This window comes from Chitinophaga filiformis (assembly GCF_900102545.1).
Classification (GTDB): domain Bacteria; phylum Bacteroidota; class Bacteroidia; order Chitinophagales; family Chitinophagaceae; genus Chitinophaga; species Chitinophaga filiformis.
The window spans coordinates 835,049-856,278 of record NZ_FNBN01000001.1; the positions used below are offsets into that span (position 1 = coordinate 835,049).

Annotated in this window: 22 protein-coding genes; 7 read left to right on the plus strand and 15 right to left on the minus strand. The window is 44.9% G+C overall.

The features are described from left to right. Nucleotides 1-36 precede the first annotated feature (36 nt). The gene (locus BLR32_RS03430) at nt 37-2,514 is read left to right on the plus strand and encodes a TonB-dependent siderophore receptor (RefSeq protein WP_089828831.1); all 2,478 of its coding nucleotides are present in this window, start codon (nt 37-39) and stop codon (nt 2,512-2,514) included. A gap of 2 nt (nt 2,515-2,516) precedes the next feature. Beyond that, nucleotides 2,517-3,701 carry a PepSY-associated TM helix domain-containing protein gene (locus BLR32_RS03435; RefSeq protein WP_089828832.1) on the plus strand — a complete coding sequence of 395 codons (1,185 nt, stop codon included), beginning with the start codon at nt 2,517-2,519 and terminating at the stop codon, nt 3,699-3,701. Here BLR32_RS03435 and BLR32_RS03440 read toward each other — a convergent pair. The 6 genes from BLR32_RS03440 to BLR32_RS03465 all read right to left on the minus strand — a co-directional run bounded on the left by BLR32_RS03440 (nt 3,657) and on the right by BLR32_RS03465 (nt 9,864). After that, complete coding sequence (locus BLR32_RS03440) at nt 3,657-4,400, minus strand: sulfite exporter TauE/SafE family protein (protein WP_089828833.1); 744 nt, start codon at nt 4,398-4,400, stop codon at nt 3,657-3,659. The genes BLR32_RS03435 and BLR32_RS03440 overlap by 45 nt on opposite strands. A gap of 8 nt (nt 4,401-4,408) precedes the next feature. Beyond that, nucleotides 4,409-5,494 carry a ThiF family adenylyltransferase gene (locus BLR32_RS03445; protein ID WP_089828834.1) on the minus strand — a complete coding sequence of 362 codons (1,086 nt, stop codon included), beginning with the start codon at nt 5,492-5,494 and terminating at the stop codon, nt 4,409-4,411. Continuing rightward, a complete protein-coding gene (locus BLR32_RS03450; RefSeq protein ID WP_089828835.1) occupies nt 5,491-6,036 on the minus strand; it encodes a GNAT family N-acetyltransferase in 546 nt (181 codons plus the stop codon). Before BLR32_RS03450 ends, BLR32_RS03445 begins: the two co-directional genes overlap by 4 nt. A 73-nt stretch (nt 6,037-6,109) precedes the next feature. Beyond that, a complete protein-coding gene (gene serS, locus BLR32_RS03455) occupies nt 6,110-7,384 on the minus strand; it encodes a serine--tRNA ligase (protein ID WP_089828836.1) in 1,275 nt (424 codons plus the stop codon). A gap of 121 nt (nt 7,385-7,505) precedes the next feature. Next, a complete protein-coding gene (locus tag BLR32_RS03460) occupies nt 7,506-9,170 on the minus strand; it encodes an NAD+ synthase (protein ID WP_089828837.1) in 1,665 nt (554 codons plus the stop codon). Nucleotides 9,171-9,183: 13 nt separating this feature from the next. Next, entirely contained in the window at nt 9,184-9,864 is a 681-nt protein-coding gene (locus BLR32_RS03465) for a porin family protein (protein WP_089828838.1), read from the minus strand. 67 nt (nt 9,865-9,931) lie between these two features. On the opposite strand from BLR32_RS03465, the gene gldB reads away from it, so the two are divergent. Next, on the plus strand, nt 9,932-10,981 hold the full coding sequence (gldB, locus tag BLR32_RS03470; protein ID WP_449384797.1) for a gliding motility lipoprotein GldB: 1,050 nt from the start codon (nt 9,932-9,934) through the stop codon (nt 10,979-10,981). Between the two features lie 3 nt (nt 10,982-10,984). Here gldB and BLR32_RS03475 read toward each other — a convergent pair whose 3' ends face one another. The 8 genes from BLR32_RS03475 to BLR32_RS03510 form a co-directional block, all read right to left on the minus strand. Continuing rightward, entirely contained in the window at nt 10,985-11,443 is a 459-nt protein-coding gene (locus BLR32_RS03475) for a hypothetical protein (protein ID WP_218124146.1), read from the minus strand. Between the two features lie 14 nt (nt 11,444-11,457). Continuing rightward, nucleotides 11,458-12,240: a hypothetical protein gene (locus tag BLR32_RS03480; protein WP_089828840.1), complete on the minus strand. Its 783-nt coding sequence runs from the start codon at nt 12,238-12,240 to the stop codon at nt 11,458-11,460. Nucleotides 12,241-12,282: 42 nt separating this feature from the next. Then, nucleotides 12,283-13,161 carry an MBL fold metallo-hydrolase gene (locus BLR32_RS03485; RefSeq protein ID WP_089828841.1) on the minus strand — a complete coding sequence of 293 codons (879 nt, stop codon included), beginning with the start codon at nt 13,159-13,161 and terminating at the stop codon, nt 12,283-12,285. Between the two features lie 166 nt (nt 13,162-13,327). After that, nucleotides 13,328-13,714: a Co2+/Mg2+ efflux protein ApaG gene (gene apaG / locus BLR32_RS03490; RefSeq protein WP_089828842.1), complete on the minus strand. Its 387-nt coding sequence runs from the start codon at nt 13,712-13,714 to the stop codon at nt 13,328-13,330. A gap of 142 nt (nt 13,715-13,856) precedes the next feature. Beyond that, nucleotides 13,857-14,183: a DUF4157 domain-containing protein gene (locus tag BLR32_RS03495; RefSeq protein WP_089828843.1), complete on the minus strand. Its 327-nt coding sequence runs from the start codon at nt 14,181-14,183 to the stop codon at nt 13,857-13,859. Between the two features lie 85 nt (nt 14,184-14,268). Beyond that, nucleotides 14,269-15,192, minus strand: a complete 924-nt coding sequence (locus BLR32_RS03500) for a DUF5777 family beta-barrel protein (protein ID WP_089828844.1) — start codon at nt 15,190-15,192, stop codon at nt 14,269-14,271. Between the two features lie 24 nt (nt 15,193-15,216). Then, the gene (locus BLR32_RS03505; RefSeq protein ID WP_089828845.1) at nt 15,217-15,762 is read right to left on the minus strand and encodes a YceI family protein; all 546 of its coding nucleotides are present in this window, start codon (nt 15,760-15,762) and stop codon (nt 15,217-15,219) included. 27 nt (nt 15,763-15,789) lie between these two features. After that, nucleotides 15,790-16,167, minus strand: a complete 378-nt coding sequence (locus BLR32_RS03510; protein WP_089828846.1) for a hypothetical protein — start codon at nt 16,165-16,167, stop codon at nt 15,790-15,792. 206 nt (nt 16,168-16,373) lie between these two features. Between BLR32_RS03510 and BLR32_RS03515 the strand changes: the two genes are divergently transcribed. Continuing rightward, nucleotides 16,374-17,654 carry a UDP-N-acetylmuramoyl-tripeptide--D-alanyl-D-alanine ligase gene (locus BLR32_RS03515; protein WP_245705343.1) on the plus strand — a complete coding sequence of 427 codons (1,281 nt, stop codon included), beginning with the start codon at nt 16,374-16,376 and terminating at the stop codon, nt 17,652-17,654. A 443-nt stretch (nt 17,655-18,097) separates the two neighbouring features. Here the strand turns inward: BLR32_RS03515 and mce are convergent, their stop codons facing one another. Beyond that, nucleotides 18,098-18,496 carry a methylmalonyl-CoA epimerase gene (gene mce / locus BLR32_RS03520; RefSeq protein WP_089828847.1) on the minus strand — a complete coding sequence of 133 codons (399 nt, stop codon included), beginning with the start codon at nt 18,494-18,496 and terminating at the stop codon, nt 18,098-18,100. Nucleotides 18,497-18,640: 144 nt separating this feature from the next. On the opposite strand from mce, the gene BLR32_RS03525 reads away from it, so the two are divergent. The 3 genes from BLR32_RS03525 to gldF all read left to right on the plus strand — a co-directional run bounded on the left by BLR32_RS03525 (nt 18,641) and on the right by gldF (nt 21,217). Then, complete coding sequence (locus tag BLR32_RS03525) at nt 18,641-19,858, plus strand: IscS subfamily cysteine desulfurase (RefSeq protein ID WP_089828848.1); 1,218 nt, start codon at nt 18,641-18,643, stop codon at nt 19,856-19,858. Nucleotides 19,859-19,907: 49 nt separating this feature from the next. Beyond that, complete coding sequence (locus tag BLR32_RS03530; RefSeq protein ID WP_089829915.1) at nt 19,908-20,369, plus strand: iron-sulfur cluster assembly scaffold protein; 462 nt, start codon at nt 19,908-19,910, stop codon at nt 20,367-20,369. Between the two features lie 113 nt (nt 20,370-20,482). Then, the gene (gldF, locus tag BLR32_RS03535) at nt 20,483-21,217 is read left to right on the plus strand and encodes a gliding motility-associated ABC transporter permease subunit GldF (RefSeq protein WP_089828849.1); all 735 of its coding nucleotides are present in this window, start codon (nt 20,483-20,485) and stop codon (nt 21,215-21,217) included. Nucleotides 21,218-21,230 lie beyond the last annotated feature (13 nt).

Genomic DNA, 21,230 nt, shown 5'->3' on the forward strand with positions numbered 1-21,230 from the left:
TTACTGATCGTTCTTTGTGGAAAAATCAGTCATTCAATGTTCGGCTATTTACAAAAGCTACAAATCAGCATTTTCCTATACCTGTCCCTGTGCATATCTGCCAACGCACAAACCAAAGTGAACATAGAAGGTACAGTAAGAGACATCAATAACGTTCCATTACCAAAAGTGAGCGTACTGCTTAACAAAAGCCAGACAGCATTCACAGACGAAAACGGACACTACATCTTCTCCAACCTGCCTGAAGGCGCAGAATATACCATCCGCTTTACACACACCGGTTTCGAACCTTTACAACAGAAAGTAAAAGGAAACAGACTGGATGTTACCTTAGTACCAGCTTCTTCCCAGCTGCAAACGGTAGAAATAACCGGAAGAACTGAAAAAGGGTATAAGAACACCGCTTCTTTTATCGGTACCAAAACAGCGACCCCGCTGAAAGATGTGCCTCAGTCTATTTCCTACGTTACTAAAGAGCTAATGCAGGACCAGGCATCTGTAAGAATGGGAGACGTAGTGAAAAACTTCAGTGGTGTGAATCAGTTTACTTTTTATGATGATATCACCATTCGTGGTTTCCGTATCAATGGTGGTAGCACCACACAGCTGCTGAATGGTCTGCGTACCTTCACCGGCTTCTGGAAACAGCCAATGGTTAATTACCTGGAAAGAGTAGAAGTGATCAAAGGCCCTGCCTCTGCCTTGTTTGGTAATGCATCTCCGGGTGGTACCATCAACCGTGTAACTAAAAAACCGCTGGAAGAAGCACGTAAGTCACTCAGCTTCACTATGGGGAGCTTCAATAATAACCGCGTCCTGGCTGACTTTACCGGTCCGCTGAACGATGAGAAGACCATCCTCTACCGTCTGAATATCGGTTATGAAAATACAGAGTCCTTCCGCGACCTGCAGTTCGATAAGAACCTGGTGATTGCACCGTCTGTATCTTTCCTGCCAACAGAGAAAACACGTATCAACTTTGATGCAGTATATAACAAATCCAACAGCCGTCTGGATCGCGGACAGTCAGTGTTATACCAGGGCGACCTGTACTCAACACCGATCTCCCGCTCACTCAGCGCTACAAACGACTATCTGAATGAAGAAACATATACTGTAACAGCGTCTCTGAATCACCAGTTCTCCAGCCGTCTGGCATTCAACCTGGCTTACCTGCGCACTGGTTATACAGAAGACCTGCTGGAACACCGTAGCGCGAATGCTTATGCAGTAGATTCCTCCGGTACTCCAATTCCTAACCTGGTAGCCCGTCAGTCATTCATACGCAAAAAGAATCCTTCCAGCGATAATGCTTCTGCTTACCTGACATATAGCGTGGAAACCGGCAAGATATCCCACAAACTGGTGGGCGGCTATGATTATGCTACCTCCAAACTGCCTCCAGGCGCATCTCAGTTAACAGCCAGCAATTATCAGCTGAAAGCGGGCGGCGCAGCAGCATACAATCCTGCAAAAGCAGCTAACTACGTATTCTACAACTACACTACTCCAGATGGGAAAGTGATCAGCATACCTAAACCGAATGTTTCTTCCTTTGATATTACTAAAAATGATAACAAACTGGAAGATCCTTCTAAATACACCTACGTTGTGCAGAACAGTGCTGTATTGCCATCTTTCAGCAGCATCAGTGGTATTTATCTACAGGACCAGCTGAGCATCGGAAATCTGAAATTATTACTCGGTGGCCGTTACGAAACATATACCGATAAGCCTAACTACAGAACCGATAGCGTGAAAAAAGTAACGCAGCACACTTTCCTGCCAAGGCTGGGTGTTGTATACAGCATCAACCGTAATATCAATGTGTACGGTATGTATACCAAAGGTTACAATCCTCAGGATGCAGCCGTTCAGACTAATCCTCTCTCCGGCGGACCATTTGATCCTATCACCAGCCAGCTGTGGGAAGGTGGTCTGAAAACAGAATGGCTCAATGGTAATATCACTGCCAACGCGGCTGTATACCACATCGTGCAGAACAATACATTATACAGTGCAAACGAAGCAGGCAATCCTGACAAGATGATCCAGATCGGCGAAGAAACTGCGAAAGGAGTGGAACTGGATGTGACAGGACGTATTACTGATAACTGGGACCTGACATTGTCATATGCCTTCAACGACGCTTCTATCAGCAAGTCTGGTAAATCCGATTCAGCACTGGTAGGCAAGCAGAAACCCAATGCACCAAAGCACCAGGGTAATATCTGGACTAAATACACCATCCCCTCCGGTCCTGTAAAAGGATTAGGTGTGGGAGCGGGTGCTAACTTCGTAACAGAAAGGAATGTGTCGCTCAACACCACTCAGACCCTGCCTGGTTATGTACTGGTGAACGCGGCTGTTTACTACCAGGTGAACAAAGTGCGGTTGCAGGTGAATTTCAATAACGTTACAAATAAAACCTACTGGGTGGGCGGTTATGACTATATTCGCCTCTTCCCCGGCGCACCGAGGAACTGGCAGGCAACAATCTCATATACATTCTGATCATGAAAAAAATATTTGGCTGGTTACATCTCTGGCTGGGAATAGCTTCCGGCATTGTGGTCCTCGTAGTAGCGGGGACAGGCAGCCTGCTCGTATTTGAAGAAGAACTGGAACATGTGTTCCAGTCTTCTTTTTTTTATGTAGAGGTGCCGGCAAACACTTCCAGGCAACCACTGGATAACCTTACAGCCTATGTACAAAGGGAAAATCCTAAGTACAAGGTCGGCAATATCATGGTGGAACCGGAAGCTGACCGCAGCGTTGTCTATCTGTTACGCAAGGGAAAAGGGAACAAAGTGTTGAAGAACCAGCTGTATGTTGCTGTCAATCCCTATACCGGTAAGATCATTGAATCAATACCGGGTAATAAACGCTTCTTTTCTGTCGTACTGCAATTACACCGCTACCTGTGCATGGGCGAAACCGGCAAATTCATCACCGGTATATCCTGTTCCATCTTCACCATCCTGATCCTGACAGGTCTGATATTATGGTGGCCTAAAAGGAATGCCCGTAAACAGCGTTTAAGTGTAAAATGGAATGCATCATTTAAAAGACTTAACTGGGACTTGCATGCGGTATTTGGTTTCTATGTGCATATCATATTGCTGATCACTGCCCTTACGGGACTTGTATGGAGCTATAAGTGGATGAACAATCTACTGTATATCGCTTTCGACGGGAACACCAAACAACAGAAAATAGTAAGCCCTGAAAGCCTTGCTGTAGAGAATACAGGTATTGCCTACCTGGAAAAGATCGTAACAAAGACCAATGAGCGACTGTCATATGAAGGTACGATCACCATCCGTCTTGCAGAGAACGATAGTACATCCATTTCAGTTTCCAAAGAAGACAGGTCAAGGCATGGCAATGTGAGTGATTTCCTTTATTTCCAGGCTGGCACTGGTGAACTGGTAAAGGAGCGTTTGTATGACAATGAGAGTAATGGTACTATCGCCAGAAGATGGGTATATCCTCTGCACAGAGGGACCCTTTATGGATGGCCTACCCAGATACTGGCGCTAATCGCAGCGCTGGTGGCCACCACACTGCCAATATCCGGATTCCTGATATGGATGGGAAGAAAGAAGAAAAAGAAAAATACGGAGGTGAAGGTAAAAGCGGCAAAACCACAGGCATTACCCCTGGATAAGCATCCTGACACCAGCGTACAATATCAGTAAAGCAGTGGCTCCTTCTACTATCCGTGGTTTCAGTACGGCAGCACTCAAACGGGCACCTATCTGTCCACCGACGATAACAGACAATAAAAGCGGGCCGGCAAAGTGAAGATCAAATACTATTTCTCCTTTGCTGGCCTGTCCTAATAACCCGCCGATAGAATTTACCAGTATAAACACACTGCATATTCCCGCTATTTTCTTTGCTGTATCATAACGCCCCAGACGCAATACCGGCGATAAATAGATACCTCCTCCGATGCCTGTCATGCCTGATAATAACCCGATAGCAGCACCAACAATACCGTATTTGTAAGTCTTCTGTGCATTCGGATCCGGCACATATTCCTTTTCAAGAAACAGTTTGTAACACATCAGTAAAGCAGCCACAGTCAAGGCAATGCCCAGCAACAGGAAAAAAGTATGCTGTTTTAATGGCAGGTAACTGCCTATAAAAGCAAATGGTACACTGATCACACTTAATTGTAAGGCTCTCTTCAGTGGTAATTGGCCTGCACGATAAAAATGATAAACACCACCGATCACCACTACTACGTTACAGAGCAGTGCAGTAGATTTCATCAGCTGGAAATCAACACTCCACAGTGCCATTAAAGCGAGGTAACTCGAACCTCCTCCAAAACCGGCGGAAGCATACAATAGGGCCACTGTAAAGAACAGTATACAAAGTTCAACAGACATATACCAGTTTAATAAGTGTTCATTTCCACATCAATTTCGGCAGCCCAGGCATGGATACCTCCTTCAATATTGTAGACTGCAGGAAAACCTGCTGCATCCAGCTGTTGCGCTACCATCAGGCTACGCATTCCATGATGGCATAGTAAAGCTATCGGCTGATCTTTTCTCAGCTTGGGAATAATACTTCCTATCATTCGCATAGGCACATGCATGGCTTGTGGAATATGGCATATTTCCCATTCATCAGGCTCTCTCACATCTATCAACTGTAAAGGCTTTTCTGTTTCCAGCCAATCCTCCAACTGGTGTACTGACAAACTTTTCACACCACCTGTATCGCAGGGCTGCTCGTAGCTTTCCTGCAGCGTAGTAATGTCGTGATTACCGGGAACAGGTTTGATCTGAAAAGTGTGATGGATGTTATAGAGTGTATCAATTGTCAGTAATTGATTGCTGAGTGGCTCACCGATGCCTGTGATGATCTTGACTGTTTCATTGGCCTGATAAGTACCGATAATGCCGGGCAGCACACCCAGTACGCCAATATCACTGCAGTTCAGCATAGTGCCCGGTTCTGGCTGTTCAGGGAATAGACAGCGGTAAGTAGCACTACCCTTGTAATTGAATACACTGACCTGTCCTTCGTATTTATGGATAGCACCATATACAAAAGGTTTATTGAGTATTACACAGGCGTCATTGACCAGGTAACGGGTGCCAAAATTATCAGTGCAATCCACCACTACATCATAAGGCCTGATAATGTCAAGCGCATTATCTGGCATGATCCAGGTATCATACATCGTGAATTGTACCTCCGGATTGAGTTGCTGCAGGCGTTGTACAGCGATCTTCAATTTCGGGCGGCCTACTTCATCTGTGTTGTAAAGTACCTGTCTTTGCAGGTTTGTGAGAGAAATATCGTCGTGTTCCACGATACCCATCTTTCCTATTCCCATTGCAGTGAGATATTGCAATACGGGCACTCCTAATCCTCCTGCACCTATTACGAGTACTGCTGCATTGTTGAGCAGTTGTTGTTTTGCGGGACCGAAGCCTTCCAGTTTCAGGTGTCTGTCATATCGTTGCATCATCCGTTCTTTATCCTTTTAGACATTAATATTGAATCACCATATGTACCATCCGTTTGCCTAAATCCCTGAAGCAAACGTCCATATTCCAGGAAACCAAAGTTACGATACAACTGGATAGCTCTTTCATTATTTGCAAACACATTGAGATGAATGGTTTCCAGCTCATTATGTTGTTCCGCCCAACGCAGGGCGGCTGTCATCAACCGACGGCCGATACCCATATTCCAGTATTCATGCAGGATGGCGATTCCCAGCTGGCCGAGGTGGGCTTCTTTGTCTAGTTCTGATTGTTTGATGGTAATAGAGCCCGTCAGGCGGTTTTCAACCACTGCCAGCAGGTGAAGATGTTTAGATTCATTACTAAGGGAACTGATAAATGCACGCTCATCCGCGACAGTCAGCTCTGCCGCTTCCTGCCGGGTCATCAGCAGAAAATCTGTTTCCATAGTCAGCTGCCGGAACAGGGCTAGCAGTGCCGGAGCGTCTTCCAGCAGGGCCGGGCGCACCAATAATACCTGGCCATTGGGTAGAAAGTGCTGCATACTACAAATGTAAGTACAAAAAAAAGCGCTGCAACATATGCAACGCTTTTCTATTATTTTAATAATTCTTTATTTATAGTGCAATCTTGTCTCCACCAAAATAAGGCTGCAGCACTTTCGGAATATTGATGCCTTCTGCAGTCTGGTTGTTTTCCAGTATGCAGGCCAGGATACGCGGCAGAGCCAGGGAGCTACCATTCAGGGTATGCACCAGCTGAGGTTTACCACCACCGTCTTTAAAACGGATCTTGGCGCGGTTTGCCTGGAAAGCTTCAAAGTTCGATACAGAGCTCACTTCCAGCCATCTTTGCTGTGCGGTGCTATACACTTCAAAATCGTAAGTCAGCGCAGAACCGAATCCCATATCGCCACCACACAGGCGCAGGATGCGGTATGGCAGTTCCAGCGCCTTTACCAGTTCTTCTACATGTGCTACCATTTCATCCAGCACTTCATAAGATTTTTCCGGATGCACTACCTGTACTATTTCTACCTTATCGAACTGGTGTAAACGGTTCAGACCACGTACGTCCTTACCATAAGAACCCGCCTCGCGACGGAAACAAGGTGTATAACCGGTTAGTTTTACAGGCAGTTCGCTATCTTTCAGGATCTCGTCTCTGAATAAGTTGGTCAGCGGTACTTCTGCAGTAGGGATGAGGTATAACTCATCTTCACCTACAAAATACATCTGGCCTTCCTTATCCGGCAGCTGTCCGGTACCATAACCGGAAGCCTCATTTACCAGGTGTGGCACCTGAAATTCCGTGTATCCTTTGCTGGTATTATAGTTCAGGAAATACTGGATCATAGCGCGCTGTAAACGCGCACCACGGTTCTTATACACCGGGAAACCGGCGCCTGAGATCTTATTTCCCAGTTCAAAATCGATCAGATCATATTTCTTTGCCAGGTCCCAGTGAGGCACTGCTCCTTCATATAATGCAGGGATCTCACCACCCTTGCGCACTTCCACATTATCCTCAGGTGTTTTACCCGGAGGTACCAGTGGAGATGGCAGGTTAGGCAGTTTTACAAGTGTATCGTGTAAAAGCTTTTCAGCTGCTGCCAGTTCTTCATTGATGGGATGCAGCTTTTCATTCAGCGATGTTACTTCCGATTTACGTGATTCCGCTTCTTCTTTCTGTCCCTGGGCCATCAGCTTACCTATCTCCTTTGACAGCGAATTTGCTTTGGCCTTTGTCTCATCATACTCAAGGGTTAATTTCTTGCGCTTGTCGTCCAGCTCCAATACCTGATCCACCAGTTCCAGCTCCCTGAAATTTTTCAAAGTGAGCCGTTCCAGCACCAGGTCTTTGTTTTGACGAATGAACGGAACTTGTAACATTTTAAGATTTATTAAATTTCAGCAAATATAACAGTCAATCAGGAATTGTGAATTAAGAATTAGGGAATGAGGCGCTCCCATCCCGATCCTTCATTCACGATTCCTGATTGGTAAGTACGATTTATGAAAGGTATTTTCCTACGATCGGCACTCTTCTTCCTACGCCGAAAGCCTTGGACGAGACGCGGATAATAGGGCAGAACTGGTTGCGCTTGTACTCATTGGTGTTTACCATTTTGAGCGTACGGGCCACCAGGGCGGCATCAAATCCCTGGGCGATGATCTCTTTAGGGCTCTGCCGGCGTTCGATGTATTGGTACAGTATTCTGTCCAGCACAGCATAATCGGGCAGGCTGTCGCTGTCTTTCTGGTTAGGGCGCAGCTCAGCAGATGGTGCTTTATCTATGATATTCACCGGGATGATCTCTTTATTCCTGTTGATATACCGGGCCAGGGCGTAGACCTGCATTTTATATACATCTCCCAGTACTGCCAGTCCTCCGGCCATATCACCATAGAGCGTACCATAACCGGTAGACAATTCACTCTTGTTGGAAGTATTCAGCAGGATATACCCGAACTTGTTGGCTAAGCCCATCAGCAGGTTCCCACGGATGCGGGATTGTGTGTTTTCTTCTGCTACATTAAAAGGCCTGCCCTCAAAATAGGGATTGAGGGTTTCCAGGAAACTCTCATAAATATCATTGATGCGAATAACGTCGTAAGGATTATCGAGGTTCTTTGACAAGGCCACGGCATCGTCCACAGAATGTTCAGTGGAGTAGGGAGATGGCATCAGGATAGCCCTGACATTTTCCTTTCCAAGCGCTTCTACTGCCAATGCCAGTGTTACTGCGCTGTCAATACCACCGGAAGATCCCAGGATGGCTTTTGTGAAGCCCATTTTCTGGAAATAATCCTTTATACCCAGTATAATAGCCTGGTAAATACGGTCGATGTTATATTCAGGCAGCAATTCCATCACCGGTGTATACTCGGTATTTACCACCGGCTGTTTGGACTGCAGCAGTACATCCAGGTCATATCCGTCTATCGCCTCTTCAAAGTAAGGCAGTTCCTTTACGACATTGCCCTGTGCATCAAAGATGACTGAGCCGCCGTCAAAGACGATCTCTGTCTGAGAACCAACAGCATTGCAATAGTACATGGGGATACCGTACTTACGCACATTGGAACGGACAATTTCCTTGCGGTTCTGTGCATGGTCATAGTCGAACGGAGAGGCTGACAGGTTGATCATGACATCCGGCTGCTGGTCTATCATTTGGTCCATCGGGCAGACCCTGTATAAGGGATTATCACCCAGGTTCCAGATATCTTCACAGATGGTCACTGCCAGTTTCTTTCCTTTGAAAGGCACTACATTCCAGGCATAGCTGGGTTCGAAGTAGCGGTATTCATCAAATACATCGTAGGTAGGCAGTAATGTTTTATGAATAACTTGTTTTACTTCTCCTTCGTGCAGGAACCAGGCTGCGTTAAAGAGATCCTTTCCTTCCGGCTGTGGATTCCGGCAGGGACCACCTACGAGCACTGCGATATTAGCGGTGTGGGCCTTGATCTTGTCAATGGCAGCATATGATTGCTGGATAAAATCTTCAAACTCCAGGAAGTCCCTGGGTGGGTAACCACATACACACAGCTCAGAGAATACTACCAGGTCAGCTCCTTGGGCCTCGGCTGCTTTAATTCCTTCCAGGATCTTCTGTGTATTTAATTCGAAATTGCCGATATGATAGTTCTGTTGAGCAAGTATAATTTTCATCTACAAACGTCTTTTAAAAGAATAATCCCAGATTTAATGCAAAGCTATTCATATTTACTTTGCCATCCTCCCATTTTCCATTGCGGGTCACATCAATGAACCCATTACGGTAGCTCAGCCCCGCCATACCCGTCAGCCTGTCGCCCAATGGATATTCAATACCGGCACCGATCAGCAGGCCCATATTGATGGGGGTAATGGTACGCAGCACATTCACTTTGTCGTCATTTGCCTGCAGACTAACAACATCTGCCCTGCCACGTACCGGAAAGCCCAGATATGTACCGAACTGTCCCCAGAGGCCCAGCCCATTGTCTGTATCCGTCTTTAGTTTCAGCGCAAACGGGATCTCTACATAAGTGAGTTTCAGTTTATATTCTGCCGGGATCTGTTTATAGTCATCCAGTCCCTTATTGGCTTCATACTTCAATGTACTTCCTGTAGTAGAGACCTGTAACCCGGAAGCGATGGCATAACGCCCCGTTTCGTCCAGCAGAAAGTCTGCCATAATGCCAAAGCTGACGCCGGCGCGGGAGGCATTACGGTCAACACCCGATTCCTGGGGTTGCAGCCAGAAAACTGTGGGGTCCAGTTTAAAGCCCAGGCGCACCCTGTTCTCCTGTATAAAGTTGCGCTGAGCCTTCGTTGCGGCTGCATTTAATAACAAAAACATGATGAATATTCCTTTCCTCATATAATTTTATCTTTTTTTTAATACAAGCTATATAATATTTTTACCTATTCGTAGTTAGATATTAAGTATGCGAAATTACATTAATAAATTAGCTGGTAACACTCAGGGCCTATTGTCCGCACTCATCCTTATTTGCTGTGTCTCTGCCTGTAAGCACAAAAACGTGCCAGATGTGAGCCATATTGCTGTCAATGTACAAATTGACCGTTTTGATCAGGCCTTGTTCAAGCTGGATACTAATAATATTCAGCCGGGATTGCAGCAGCTGGCAAAAACGTATCCTGCCTTTTTGCCTGCCTACATTGAGCATATCATGAATTTCGGCCCTTATGCTGACACCAGCAAAATGATACTGTTGCAGACCCGTATGCTTGTCGGTAACAGCGATTACCGGATGTTACAGGATTCCATCAATGCACACTTCCCTAAAATGGATGCACTGGAAAAAGACCTGGCGCAGAGTTTCCGCTATATCAAATACTACATCCCTTCATTCCCTCTTCCACAGAGAATAGTCACCTTCAGTTCTGTAATCAGTAATTACGGCGCTGTTACTGTTGACTCTGTGCTGGGTATAGGGCTGGATATGTACCTGGGAAAGGATTTCCCGATATATCCCATGCTGCCTGACTACCCGATGTACATGACCCGTAAATTCTCTCCTGAATATATTACGACCAACTGTATCCAGGTACTGGCACAACAGAAATACCCGGGTGCTGATGCAGGCGAACAACTGGTTAATCAACTGGTAAGCGCCGGCAAACAGCAGTATTTCCTGGAACAGGTATTACCGGAAACCGAAGATAGCATCCGGCTGGGATATACGAAGGCACAGATGGAGTGGTGTAATGACAACGAAATAATGATCTGGCAGTTTTTTGTGCAACAGAACCTCTTGTATAAATCTGACTGGCAGAGCAATATGCATTTCATGAATGATGGGCCATCTACGCAGGGTATGCCGGAAGGGGCGCCAGGCAGGATCGGATCATTTGTAGGTTGGAAGATTGTGCAGGAGTATATGAAGAATCATCCAGAGGTAACGCTGCAGCAGTTGATGGAGAACAGGAATGCGATGCAGATATTTTCGCAGTCGAAGTATAGGCCGAAGTAAGCCTCAAAAATCCAACAATCCAAATACGCTGTTATGTTTGTCATACAGGTTGATTAGCTGGAATTTCGGCATATCTTTTTCCTTTAAAAGCTTAAATATTTTGATACTCTCGACGTCCGAGGTCAAATAATAAACAATAGCTGATTCTGCGTCAGCTTGAGCGAATAATTTAGTGTCGTTAGGAATTATTTTCCTATCCGGCAAACTAAGGATGCCTTTATTTTCGAAGATAACCTTCGCAAATTCACCTGCTTTTTTTGCGTGTTGTATATTAAAGGGGACTATCTGCAAATGCCTCATTGGCAACTCTTCTATAGTGCCTTTAACACAATATTCTGCAATGGATATTGTGGAAATGAGCATTGGCATTCCCTGCTCAAGAAAGTATTTAAAATACCCTGTCGCATTCGCTGATAAGGAATCGTCAGTCTTCAACAAGCGAAGGAAGAAGCTGGTGTCCAATAAATAAAACAGATTTATGCATCGTGCCCTCCTCTTATTTCTCTCAACCAATCATCTGCATTGATATCTTTAAGCCAGTTACTTTGTGCTTTTGCCCTTAATGTATTCAGATAGTCTTCATCATACTTAGCCTGATAGTCGATCAATTCTACAAACTGAAGAGTCGACCTGTCCAGTTCACCAGTTTCTACGTGTTGTTTCCCAATCGCCCTAATTCCATATGTGCGATAGAGTATATTATTCTCGAGAGTTGTTAGATAGTCTCTATTTGTATGAATATTTAGAATACCGAAATCATCTGTCACTAAATGAATACTGGACTTCTCTTTTCCTCCTATGCTAGTCACCTTACCATAGAAATAAAATTCCGCTTCAGCCCAGATGGCTTCTGTCCTGAAGAACTTAGTACCCTGATCAATTTTGACTATATTGGAATTTTCAATTGATGTCCTGATCTCGAATGTATAATGCTTTCTTATGGCAATGTGCTGGAAAGCTTCGAAAGCTTTTGCTGTAGGCAGATCAAGAAAATCTACAGATTGCCCATTACTTACCTGCCCTACTATCGCGTTAAAACCAATAACATACTGCATGGATGTTTTGAAAATGTGCCTTACAGAGCCTTCTTCCAACTGATAGCTGATTGGCAACCTTTCTTTCTTATCACCCGGCACAATCAAACTTTCGGCCTGTTCCAACACTTCCCTTACTTCCCGGATATCATAATTATCCCGAGCCAGGTCATCGTTCCCCTTTGTGCCTGTAATTCTGATTTCTATGTATCCTATCTTCTCCATAAAACAAATTTAACGAAGCCTTTTAAAATCCATTCGTTCATTTTATCCATTCACCGGCGTCCCAGCCAACACATCCACCACTGTCTCTCCCGGCAATATCCTGAACACAGGAATATTCAACGTATATCTTTCACACAACTGCCTGATCGCACTATCAATCTGCTCCGCATTATACCGTGAAGAAAAATGCCCCAATATCAGTTTCTCTATATTGCTTCCACTTACCATTTCTATCACCTCATCCAGCCTGCTATGCTTATTCTTGTGCGCATATACCTTGATCTCCTCTTCCTTTTCAAGGAAGGTGGCCTCATGTATCAGTATCTGTGAGTCATTCCACTGCGTAAGATCTTCTACCGGCGTATCACCGGAATAGCTGAGTATATTTGTCCGGACCTCCATAGTAGTGCTTTCTTTCCCTTTTTCAATTCCTATTTGACGGATCTCTTCTCCTGATAAACCAACCAGCTCGGGTCTAAGCTTACGCTTCGTTTGAAAAACCTTAAAACTCAGGCTCCTGATGATCTCTGGCGCTACAGGCACATGCCCGTTACGTAGAGGTATCACTAAAATATCATCCTTCACACGAATCTCATCGCCTGGTGATACAGGTTGCCATACCGTCCCCACGGAATAAGGATCAAACTGCTGAAAGAAGGCCTCCATATATGGGAAAGAACGGGAGTCTTTCGGATAGTGAATAACAGGATATCCTTCCCTGGCATTTAGTTGATTGAACTGCAGCAGGCCTGTAAGATGGTCTCTGTCTGCATGTGAGATAAACGCATGGTTGATCTTCCTGCTTTTCTGCAACAAGGCAGACATCATGCCATCTCCTGCATCCAGCAAAAGCCCCAGCTCTTCAATGAAATACCAGGTTGAAAATAAAGCGGTAGAATAACCTGTTATCGTTAGCTTCATTAAAACATGCTTCAAAATCAATAGAAAACCTTGCTCACCTGCTATTTATCAAGGCCGATGAATCTGTTACAGCAGACAATGCGAGCATAGTTATTTCATCTTCCAAAACAGCTTTCCTGCACCCCGAAAGGCGCTCTGCTTCAAAAATAAATTGGTAAACCCTAAATCAATTTAGCTTAAAAGGGACAATCATCTGAAATTCGGGGATTTTGACCTCAAACAGCTTTTTGTTGAGCTGGTTTTCCATCTGGTAGGTACCGTACATTTTGCCGATCTCCGTACGCAGATTGGAACCTGAGACATATTGATAACTTTCAGATGGAGCGAGCAGTGGTTGTACACCGACTACGCCTTCTCCTTCCACTTCACGGTGAGTACCGTTGGAGTCTATAATGTACCAGTGACGGCGGAGGAGTTTAATAGGGAAAGTGTTGTTATTCTCAATGGTGATACGGTAGGCGAACATAAACTCACTACCAATCGGATTTGAATAGTCCGGTTGATAGAATGTCTCCACACTGATGGTAATTCCGTCTGTTACTTTTTTTACCATAAAACACCTCCGTTTAACGTAAAAATAAGCAAAATATATCCAGTAGTACTAAAAATTATATGACGGAGTAGACTTTAACTTTTCGTTTAGAAGTAGCATAGACGGGCATCGGGGCAAACCTAACCTACTGATTGAAAGCTATTTAAACTATCCTGACATGCTCCATAATGGCAGCATCCCGCTCTGCTGCCCTGGCCGCTACTTCAAAACGGTTGGCATAATACCCCACTCTGACACATTCCCAGAAGTACTTCCATAGAAAAGGCACCAGCCCCAGTTCCCGGTATTGCATTACATGACATATTTCATGCCGGACCCACCATGTATGCCGCAGGAAGTTCTCCCTGCTGGTGCCATGCAGATGAATCGTCCTTCCTATGACCATTGCGATCTGATTTCCACCCATATAACGTGCCGCCAGACGTGCCAGAAAGGATCTTTCTTTTATGTAACAGGTTACAGGTTCCATGACGTATGTAAAAATACAATTTAGGAATTAGTATTAAGAATTAAGAACGCACAACGTAATAATTCTTAATACTAATTCCTAATTATCACAGGGAGAATCTCCTGGAGATATTGAATCCCCACCTGAACTGTCCCTGTAACCAGGAAGTAGTGGTTTCAGGAATAAACTGGTTTTCCAGGATGGCTGTTGAATTGGTAAAGTTCACATGAAATACGTGTCCTCCTGTTTCAATTTCCAGTCCTACCGCCAGTGGATTATACAGCTTCCGGCCCTGCTCTTTAAAATAGTCCTTGCTTTCCTGGCTGCGGAAAGGATAGAAATACTCTACCAGCAACCCGATACGCCTGGAAAACTTAAGCCGGCCACCAGCTCCCAGTGCGAAAATGTCATTTTCATCCAGGTATCCTACCCTGTTGCGATGTACGAGCGTTGGTAGCAAGGTCAGGGAAAGATTACGGTTAAATTTCCGGGCGATGATCACCTGGCCGGTATAAGAAAGACGATCAGTGAATTTACCGAAGTAACTGGCATCGGAAACAGTTTCACTGGAAGTCATAGCACTCACTACCGAATTACCAAACAGGGTGATGGTCAAAGGCATATGATCGTCTGTAGTCTGTTGCAGCAGTTTATATTTTGCCAGCCCTTCGTACAGCTGGGTAAGGCTTCCGGAACCTTTGGTACGGCCAATGCCCACCATCAGACGGTCGGTAATACCATACTCGAATGCAATACGGACATCGGCAGAGTTGTCCATTCCGAAGAAGGTCTTACTGCCGCCAAATTCGCCACCCAGATCCCCGAAGTGGTGCGCCACCCTGAAGTCCAGCTCGCGCTTTTTCAATGTTTCAGGAGAATGCCCCTGTATAATACGGGTAGACTTGTAAGTTGCAATCACTGGCTCATGCGTCTTCACTTCGTCTTTCGCTACCAGGGCTTCGAGGCTTTCCTGGGCAAAGGTGTTCAATCCCAGGCAACAGCCCAGGAATAGCAGAGAGATATGTTTCATAGGTTCTGACAGATTTAAAGGATTTTAGGTTGCGGCAGTATAAGCAGCTTTCACAGTTACTTCCACTACTTCCGCGATGTTTTTGATAACCAGGGTAGGTATTTTAATGTGATGGTCGGCCAGCTTCACATTGAATTTGGCATTGGCCGATGGTTTCCCGTCTTTGACTGTAATAGTCGCCTTTTCATGGTAAGGTTTATCCACCCCATGAAGCGACAGAGTGCCATCTACTACCACCTCGTAGGTACCATCTTTATGCAGGTCAGGAGGTGATACGAGTTTACCTTTAAAAACAGCATGAGGATATTTATCACTCTCCAGGTAATTCTCATTGAAATGCTCTTCCATGAGCTGTTTCTTAAACTTAAATGAGTTAACAGCCACTTTAAAATATACATCGCCCGTTTTCAGGTTGATAGCAGAGACGCCCTTATCTGAAGTAGCGTCAATATCTTCTACGGGGGTGGCTGAAAAAAAGGATAGTGCAGTGTTCCGGCAGGTAAAAACATCCTGTGCAAAGCCGGCGTGGGCAAGGAACAATCCTGCCAGCATGGTAATGATCTGTTTCATTGTAAACTGTTTAAGGTTAATGGGTCATCAATCTGGCATACCATGGGAAAGCCAGCAATTAATAGAGTCACGTGTTCCCTCGCTTAGCTTCCCACGGGGAGGCATATCGGCATTAGCGCTTGTAACCCGCTCACGGAATATCGATTCATTCGCATTGAGATAGGTTTTCAATTTTTCCAGCGTTGAGAAATCCGACACAACAAAATTTCCCGTTCCCTTATGGCAAGCACCATTGGTGCATTTACTGGAAATGGTTGTCATAATGTAGGCGGATGTGATCACTGCGGTGTCACAGGCAGTGGGCTCAATTCCTGGATCTGGTGCGGGAGCCTGTTCGGCGGTACAACTGTACACAAGCAGCATAAGCACTAATGGAAACAGTGCGGGTTTCATAGGTTTTTTCATTTCACTTTGAGTTTATGGCGGGCAGGCCCGGGTCTTTTATGGTTATTGCGTTATAACGCGTAAGGCAAAAATATATTATATAATTGATAGTCTATAGCGGTCAGATAACTCATCTTTATAATTTTTGAAAATTTCAAACCAGAAGTTTATTACCATCTATGGTGATGCATATGGACTATCAAATGAATTTTAATACATTTGTTTCTATGAACATTGATCAGCTTTACGATATATACAGGCAATATCCATCTATACAGACAGATACCAGACAGCTCAAGGCAGGAGATATATTCTTTGCATTGAAAGGTCCAAACTTCAATGGCAACACTTATGCTGCAGCAGCACTTGAAAAAGGGGCTGCATTTGCTGTAATAGATGAGGAAGCTTATTATACCCAGCCGGAAAAAATGATGCTGACATCAGATGTGCTGGAAACATTGCAACAACTGGCCCTACGTCACAGGCAGAGCTTTAACATTCCTTTCCTGGCCATCACGGGTACTAACGGTAAAACAACTACGAAAGAGCTGGTCAGTACGGTATTGTCATCTGCATTGAAAACCACCGCAACCATTGGTAATCTGAATAATCACATAGGCGTACCGTTAACCATACTCCGCATCCCATCTGATGCAGCCATTGCCGTTATTGAAATGGGTGCTAATCATGAGCATGAGATTGAAAGCTATTGTAAGATAGCCAGGCCAACACATGGTATTATTACCAACATCGGAAAAGCACACCTGGAAGGCTTTGGCAGTGAAGAAGGCGTACGCAGGGCGAAGGGAGAGCTGTATGATTTCCTGCGTAAGAATAACGGGACAGTGTTTGTGTGCAATGAATATTCATATCTCATGGAAATGAGTAAAGGTATTCCGACAGTTATTACTTACGGACAACAGTCTGCTGATTATACCGGCCTGCCGCTGGCAGACAGTGCATTATTGAGCGTAAAGGTTACCAGTCATGAAGGCATCGGACAGATCGATAGTCAGCTGGTAGGTGCGTACAATTTCCCGAATGTGATGGCCGCTGTGGCAGTTGGACTGCACTTCAACGTGCCCGCTGAAAAGATCAAATCGGCTATTGCTGCCTATAGTCCTTCGAACAACCGTTCCCAGGTAATCAAACAGGGCAGCAACACCATCATCATGGATGCTTATAATGCGAACCCTTCCAGTATGAAAGCAGCGATTGAAAACTTCGCCGGTATTACTGCTGAGAAGAAAGTATTGTTGCTGGGCGCGATGATGGAAATGGGTGCAGACAGTGTAAAAGAACACCAGGCATTGGTTGATCTGCTGCAACGCACGCACTGGCATGCTGTAGTGCTGGTAGGAGGCGATTTCATTAAAACCAATCATCCGTATATATTCCTTGAAAATGCAGCAGCGGCAGCTTCCTGGCTGCAGCAACAACAATTTACAGATACGTACCTGCTGATTAAAGGCTCCAGAAGTATAGGCATGGAAAAAGTAATTCTATAAAAAAAAGAGACCTGCAAGCTGGAAAGCCCGCAGGTGTTCATAACCTATGCCAACTTTAGAGTAATATATAATGAGTTTATTATTTACGTTGTATATGTAAAAATGTAATGCTGGAATTTGAATTAAGTGATGAATTAGTTTTTATAAGGCATATGAGACCATTAGCTGCAATTTGTTTCTTATGAGGCATAACTATTATGAGGTTACGGGCAATTGTTCAGGGTCAAAGTGCTAAGTAATAAGATAACGTAGATTATACATATTCGCTGCTAATGCACCTATGAACACTTCCGCGCTCTCCAAAACAACAATTTGTGCGTCTGATTGTTTAAATCCTTAAATTTTTCCTGATTGAATGTCTTTCTTTTAACGTGTCTGCTACATGTGTCTGGATATATCTACGAACATTTTAATTTCCCGGATTTCATTATTTAAAAAAAATCTCAAATTTCCTGGCAAAGCTCGATCAGTACGCCATTTGTGTCTTTTGGATGCAGGAAACAAACTAGCTTATTATCCGCTCCCTTTTTAGGCTCAGTCTGCAATAAAGTGAAACCTTCACCTTTCAGCCGTTCCATCTCCGCATAAATATCTGTTACCTCAAAAGCGATATGATGCATCCCCTCACCCTTTTTGTCCACAAATTTTGCAATAGTACTGCCGGGGTTGGTCGCTTCAAGGAGCTCTATTTTAGTCTCTCCCTTACGGAAAAAAGCTGTTTGCACAGCTTCGCTTTCCACTGTTTCCTTTTTGTAGCATTCACTGTTCAGCAGCCGCTGAAACAGGGGGATCGAAGTCTCTAATGACCTGACGGCTATTCCTATATGTTCTACTTTCAGCATGCGGCAATTTAACATTTTAAAGTAGAAATAGGCGCGCTCTATAACTGCATCAGTTCTTACAATGATCGTGGGAGGTTAGGAGACATAATTAAGCATTAAATTTGTAGTAGAGGAATCAATACAGACAATTAAAGACCGACAGATATGCTTAAGTTGCCAATTTACCTGGATAACAATGCTACCACACCCTGCGACCCGCGGGTAGTTGAAGCGATGCTTCCTTATTTTTCGGAAACATTCGGTAATGCATCCAGCCGTAATCACTCTTTTGGGTGGGCAGCAGAAGCAGCAGTCGATCTCGCCCGTGAACAGGTAGCTGCCCTGATAGGTGCAGATCCCAAAGAGATCATCTTCACTTCCGGCGCTACCGAGGCAGACAACCTGGCCCTGAAAGGGGTATTTGAGATGTATGCCGACAAGGGGAACCACATCATTACTACTGAAATAGAACACAAAGCGGTACTGGACGCATGTAAACACCTGGAAAAGCTGGGTGCTGAGATTACCTACCTGAAGGTGAACAATGAAGGACTACCTGATCTAAAAGAACTGGAAGCGGCTATTACGGCCAAAACTATCCTGGTGTCCGTCATGTATGCCAACAATGAGATAGGCGTGATCAACCCTATCAAAGAGATCAGCGCCATTGCTAAAAAACATGGCGTATTGATGATGAGTGATATTTCCCAGGCGGCCGGTAAGGTACCTGTGGATGTGAATCGCGATGGCATTGACCTGGCGGCATTCAGTGCTCATAAGCTTTACGGTCCGAAAGGAGTAGGAGCCCTCTATGTACGTCGTAAATCCCCCAGGGTAAAAGTTACTGCCCAGATGGATGGTGGCGGACATGAAAGAGGAATGCGTTCAGGCACACTAAATGTGCCCGGTATCGTGGCCTTCGGAAAAGCCTGTGAACTATGCCAGCAGGAAATGGAAGCAGAAAGCAAAAGACTGGCAGCACTGCGTGATAAACTGGAGAATGCACTGCTGCAACTGGAGCAAACCTTCGTTAACGGATCAAAAACCAACCGTTTACCGCATGCCACCAACATTTCCTTCCGTTATGTGGAAGGAGAAGCCCTGATGATGGGTTTCAACAAAAATCTTGCGCTATCATCCGGTTCTGCCTGTACCTCAGCCTCACCGGAACCCAGTTACGTACTGAAGGGCCTTGGTCTTGGAGACGACCTCGCTCATTCCTCTATCCGATTTGGACTGGGACGCTTCACTACTGAAGAAGAGATTGACTATGCCATTCAAACCGTTACAGAAACGGTGAATAAATTGAGAGAAATAAGTCCGCTGTGGGAAATGTTTAAAGAAGGTGCGGACATGAACACGATAGAGTGGTCCCGTCTTTGAGGACAATTGAACATGGGGGACAATTACTGACAGCTTTATACTTATGCTTATGTCTTACGCTGAAAGAGTTCTTGATTATTATGACAACCCCAGGAATGTGGGAACGCTGGATAAAACCAGCGAGAGAGTGGGAACAGGGTTGATACACGTGCCGGAGTACATTGAAGTGATAAGAATACAGATTGAAGTGAGCCCGGCCAGACATGTTATTACGGATGCCTGCTTTAAAACCTTCGGGTGTGGAGCCGCTATCGCAGCCACTTCTATCACTACCGAATGGCTCAAGGGTAAAACTATCGAAGAAGCCGCCCAACTCGATCATATGGACATCGTGGAAGTACTGAACCTTCCTCCTGCCAAAATTCATTGCACTATCCTCATAGAAGATGCCGTAAAAGCAGCTATTAACGATTACCGCCACAAGAATGGAATGGAACCGCTAAAAGAGGAGGCAGAAGAAGAGGAAGAAGAGGCTGAGCGCGACTACGAACTGGAAGAAGAACATAACTAAAATATAATTAAGTGATCAATTGAGCGTTAAGAGTTGAATGACTGCACAGTATTCAACTTCTAATTGCTAATTGATCATTTTTAATTATATATATTTGTGCTTTCAGTATCACTATGCTAGCAATCTTTAAAAAGGAAATACATCAGTTTTTCAGCAGCATTACCGGATATGTGGCCATCATCCTGTTCTTACTGGCCAATGGCCTGTTGCTGTTCGTTTTTCCCGATACCAGCCTGCTGGACTACGGATATGCCAATCTTGATCCGCTCTTTGAACTGGCTCCCCTGATCTACCTGCTGCTTATTCCGGCCATTACTATGCGTAGCTTCGCAGACGAGTTCAAAACCGGCACTATGGAACTGCTGAGCACCAAACCCTTAGGCTGGTGGCAGATCGTTACCGGAAAATTCCTTGCCGGCCTGCTGGTAGTACTGATCTCTCTCATTCCAACCCTTGTTTATTATATTGCTGTCAGGCAGCTGAGTGCTGATCCGTCCAACCTTGACAACGGTGGCATGACCGGATCATATACCGGTTTGTTCCTGCTGGGAGCAGTATTCACCGCTATTGGCGTCTGGTCTTCTTCCCTGACCACCAACTCCGTAGTAGCCTTCCTTATCGCTATTTTTACCTGTTACATATTTTACAATGGCTTTGACGCGTTAAGCAAAGTGCCTGCCTTTACCGGCGGCGCCGATTATTATCTGCAGATGGCTGGTATCAAGTTCCACTATACCTCTATCAGCCGTGGTGTGATAGACAGCCGGGATATTGTATACTTCCTGAGCGTGATCGGTCTGATGCTTTACCTGACAAGATTATCATTACAACGCAGGATCTGGGATTAATTTAAAACACTCA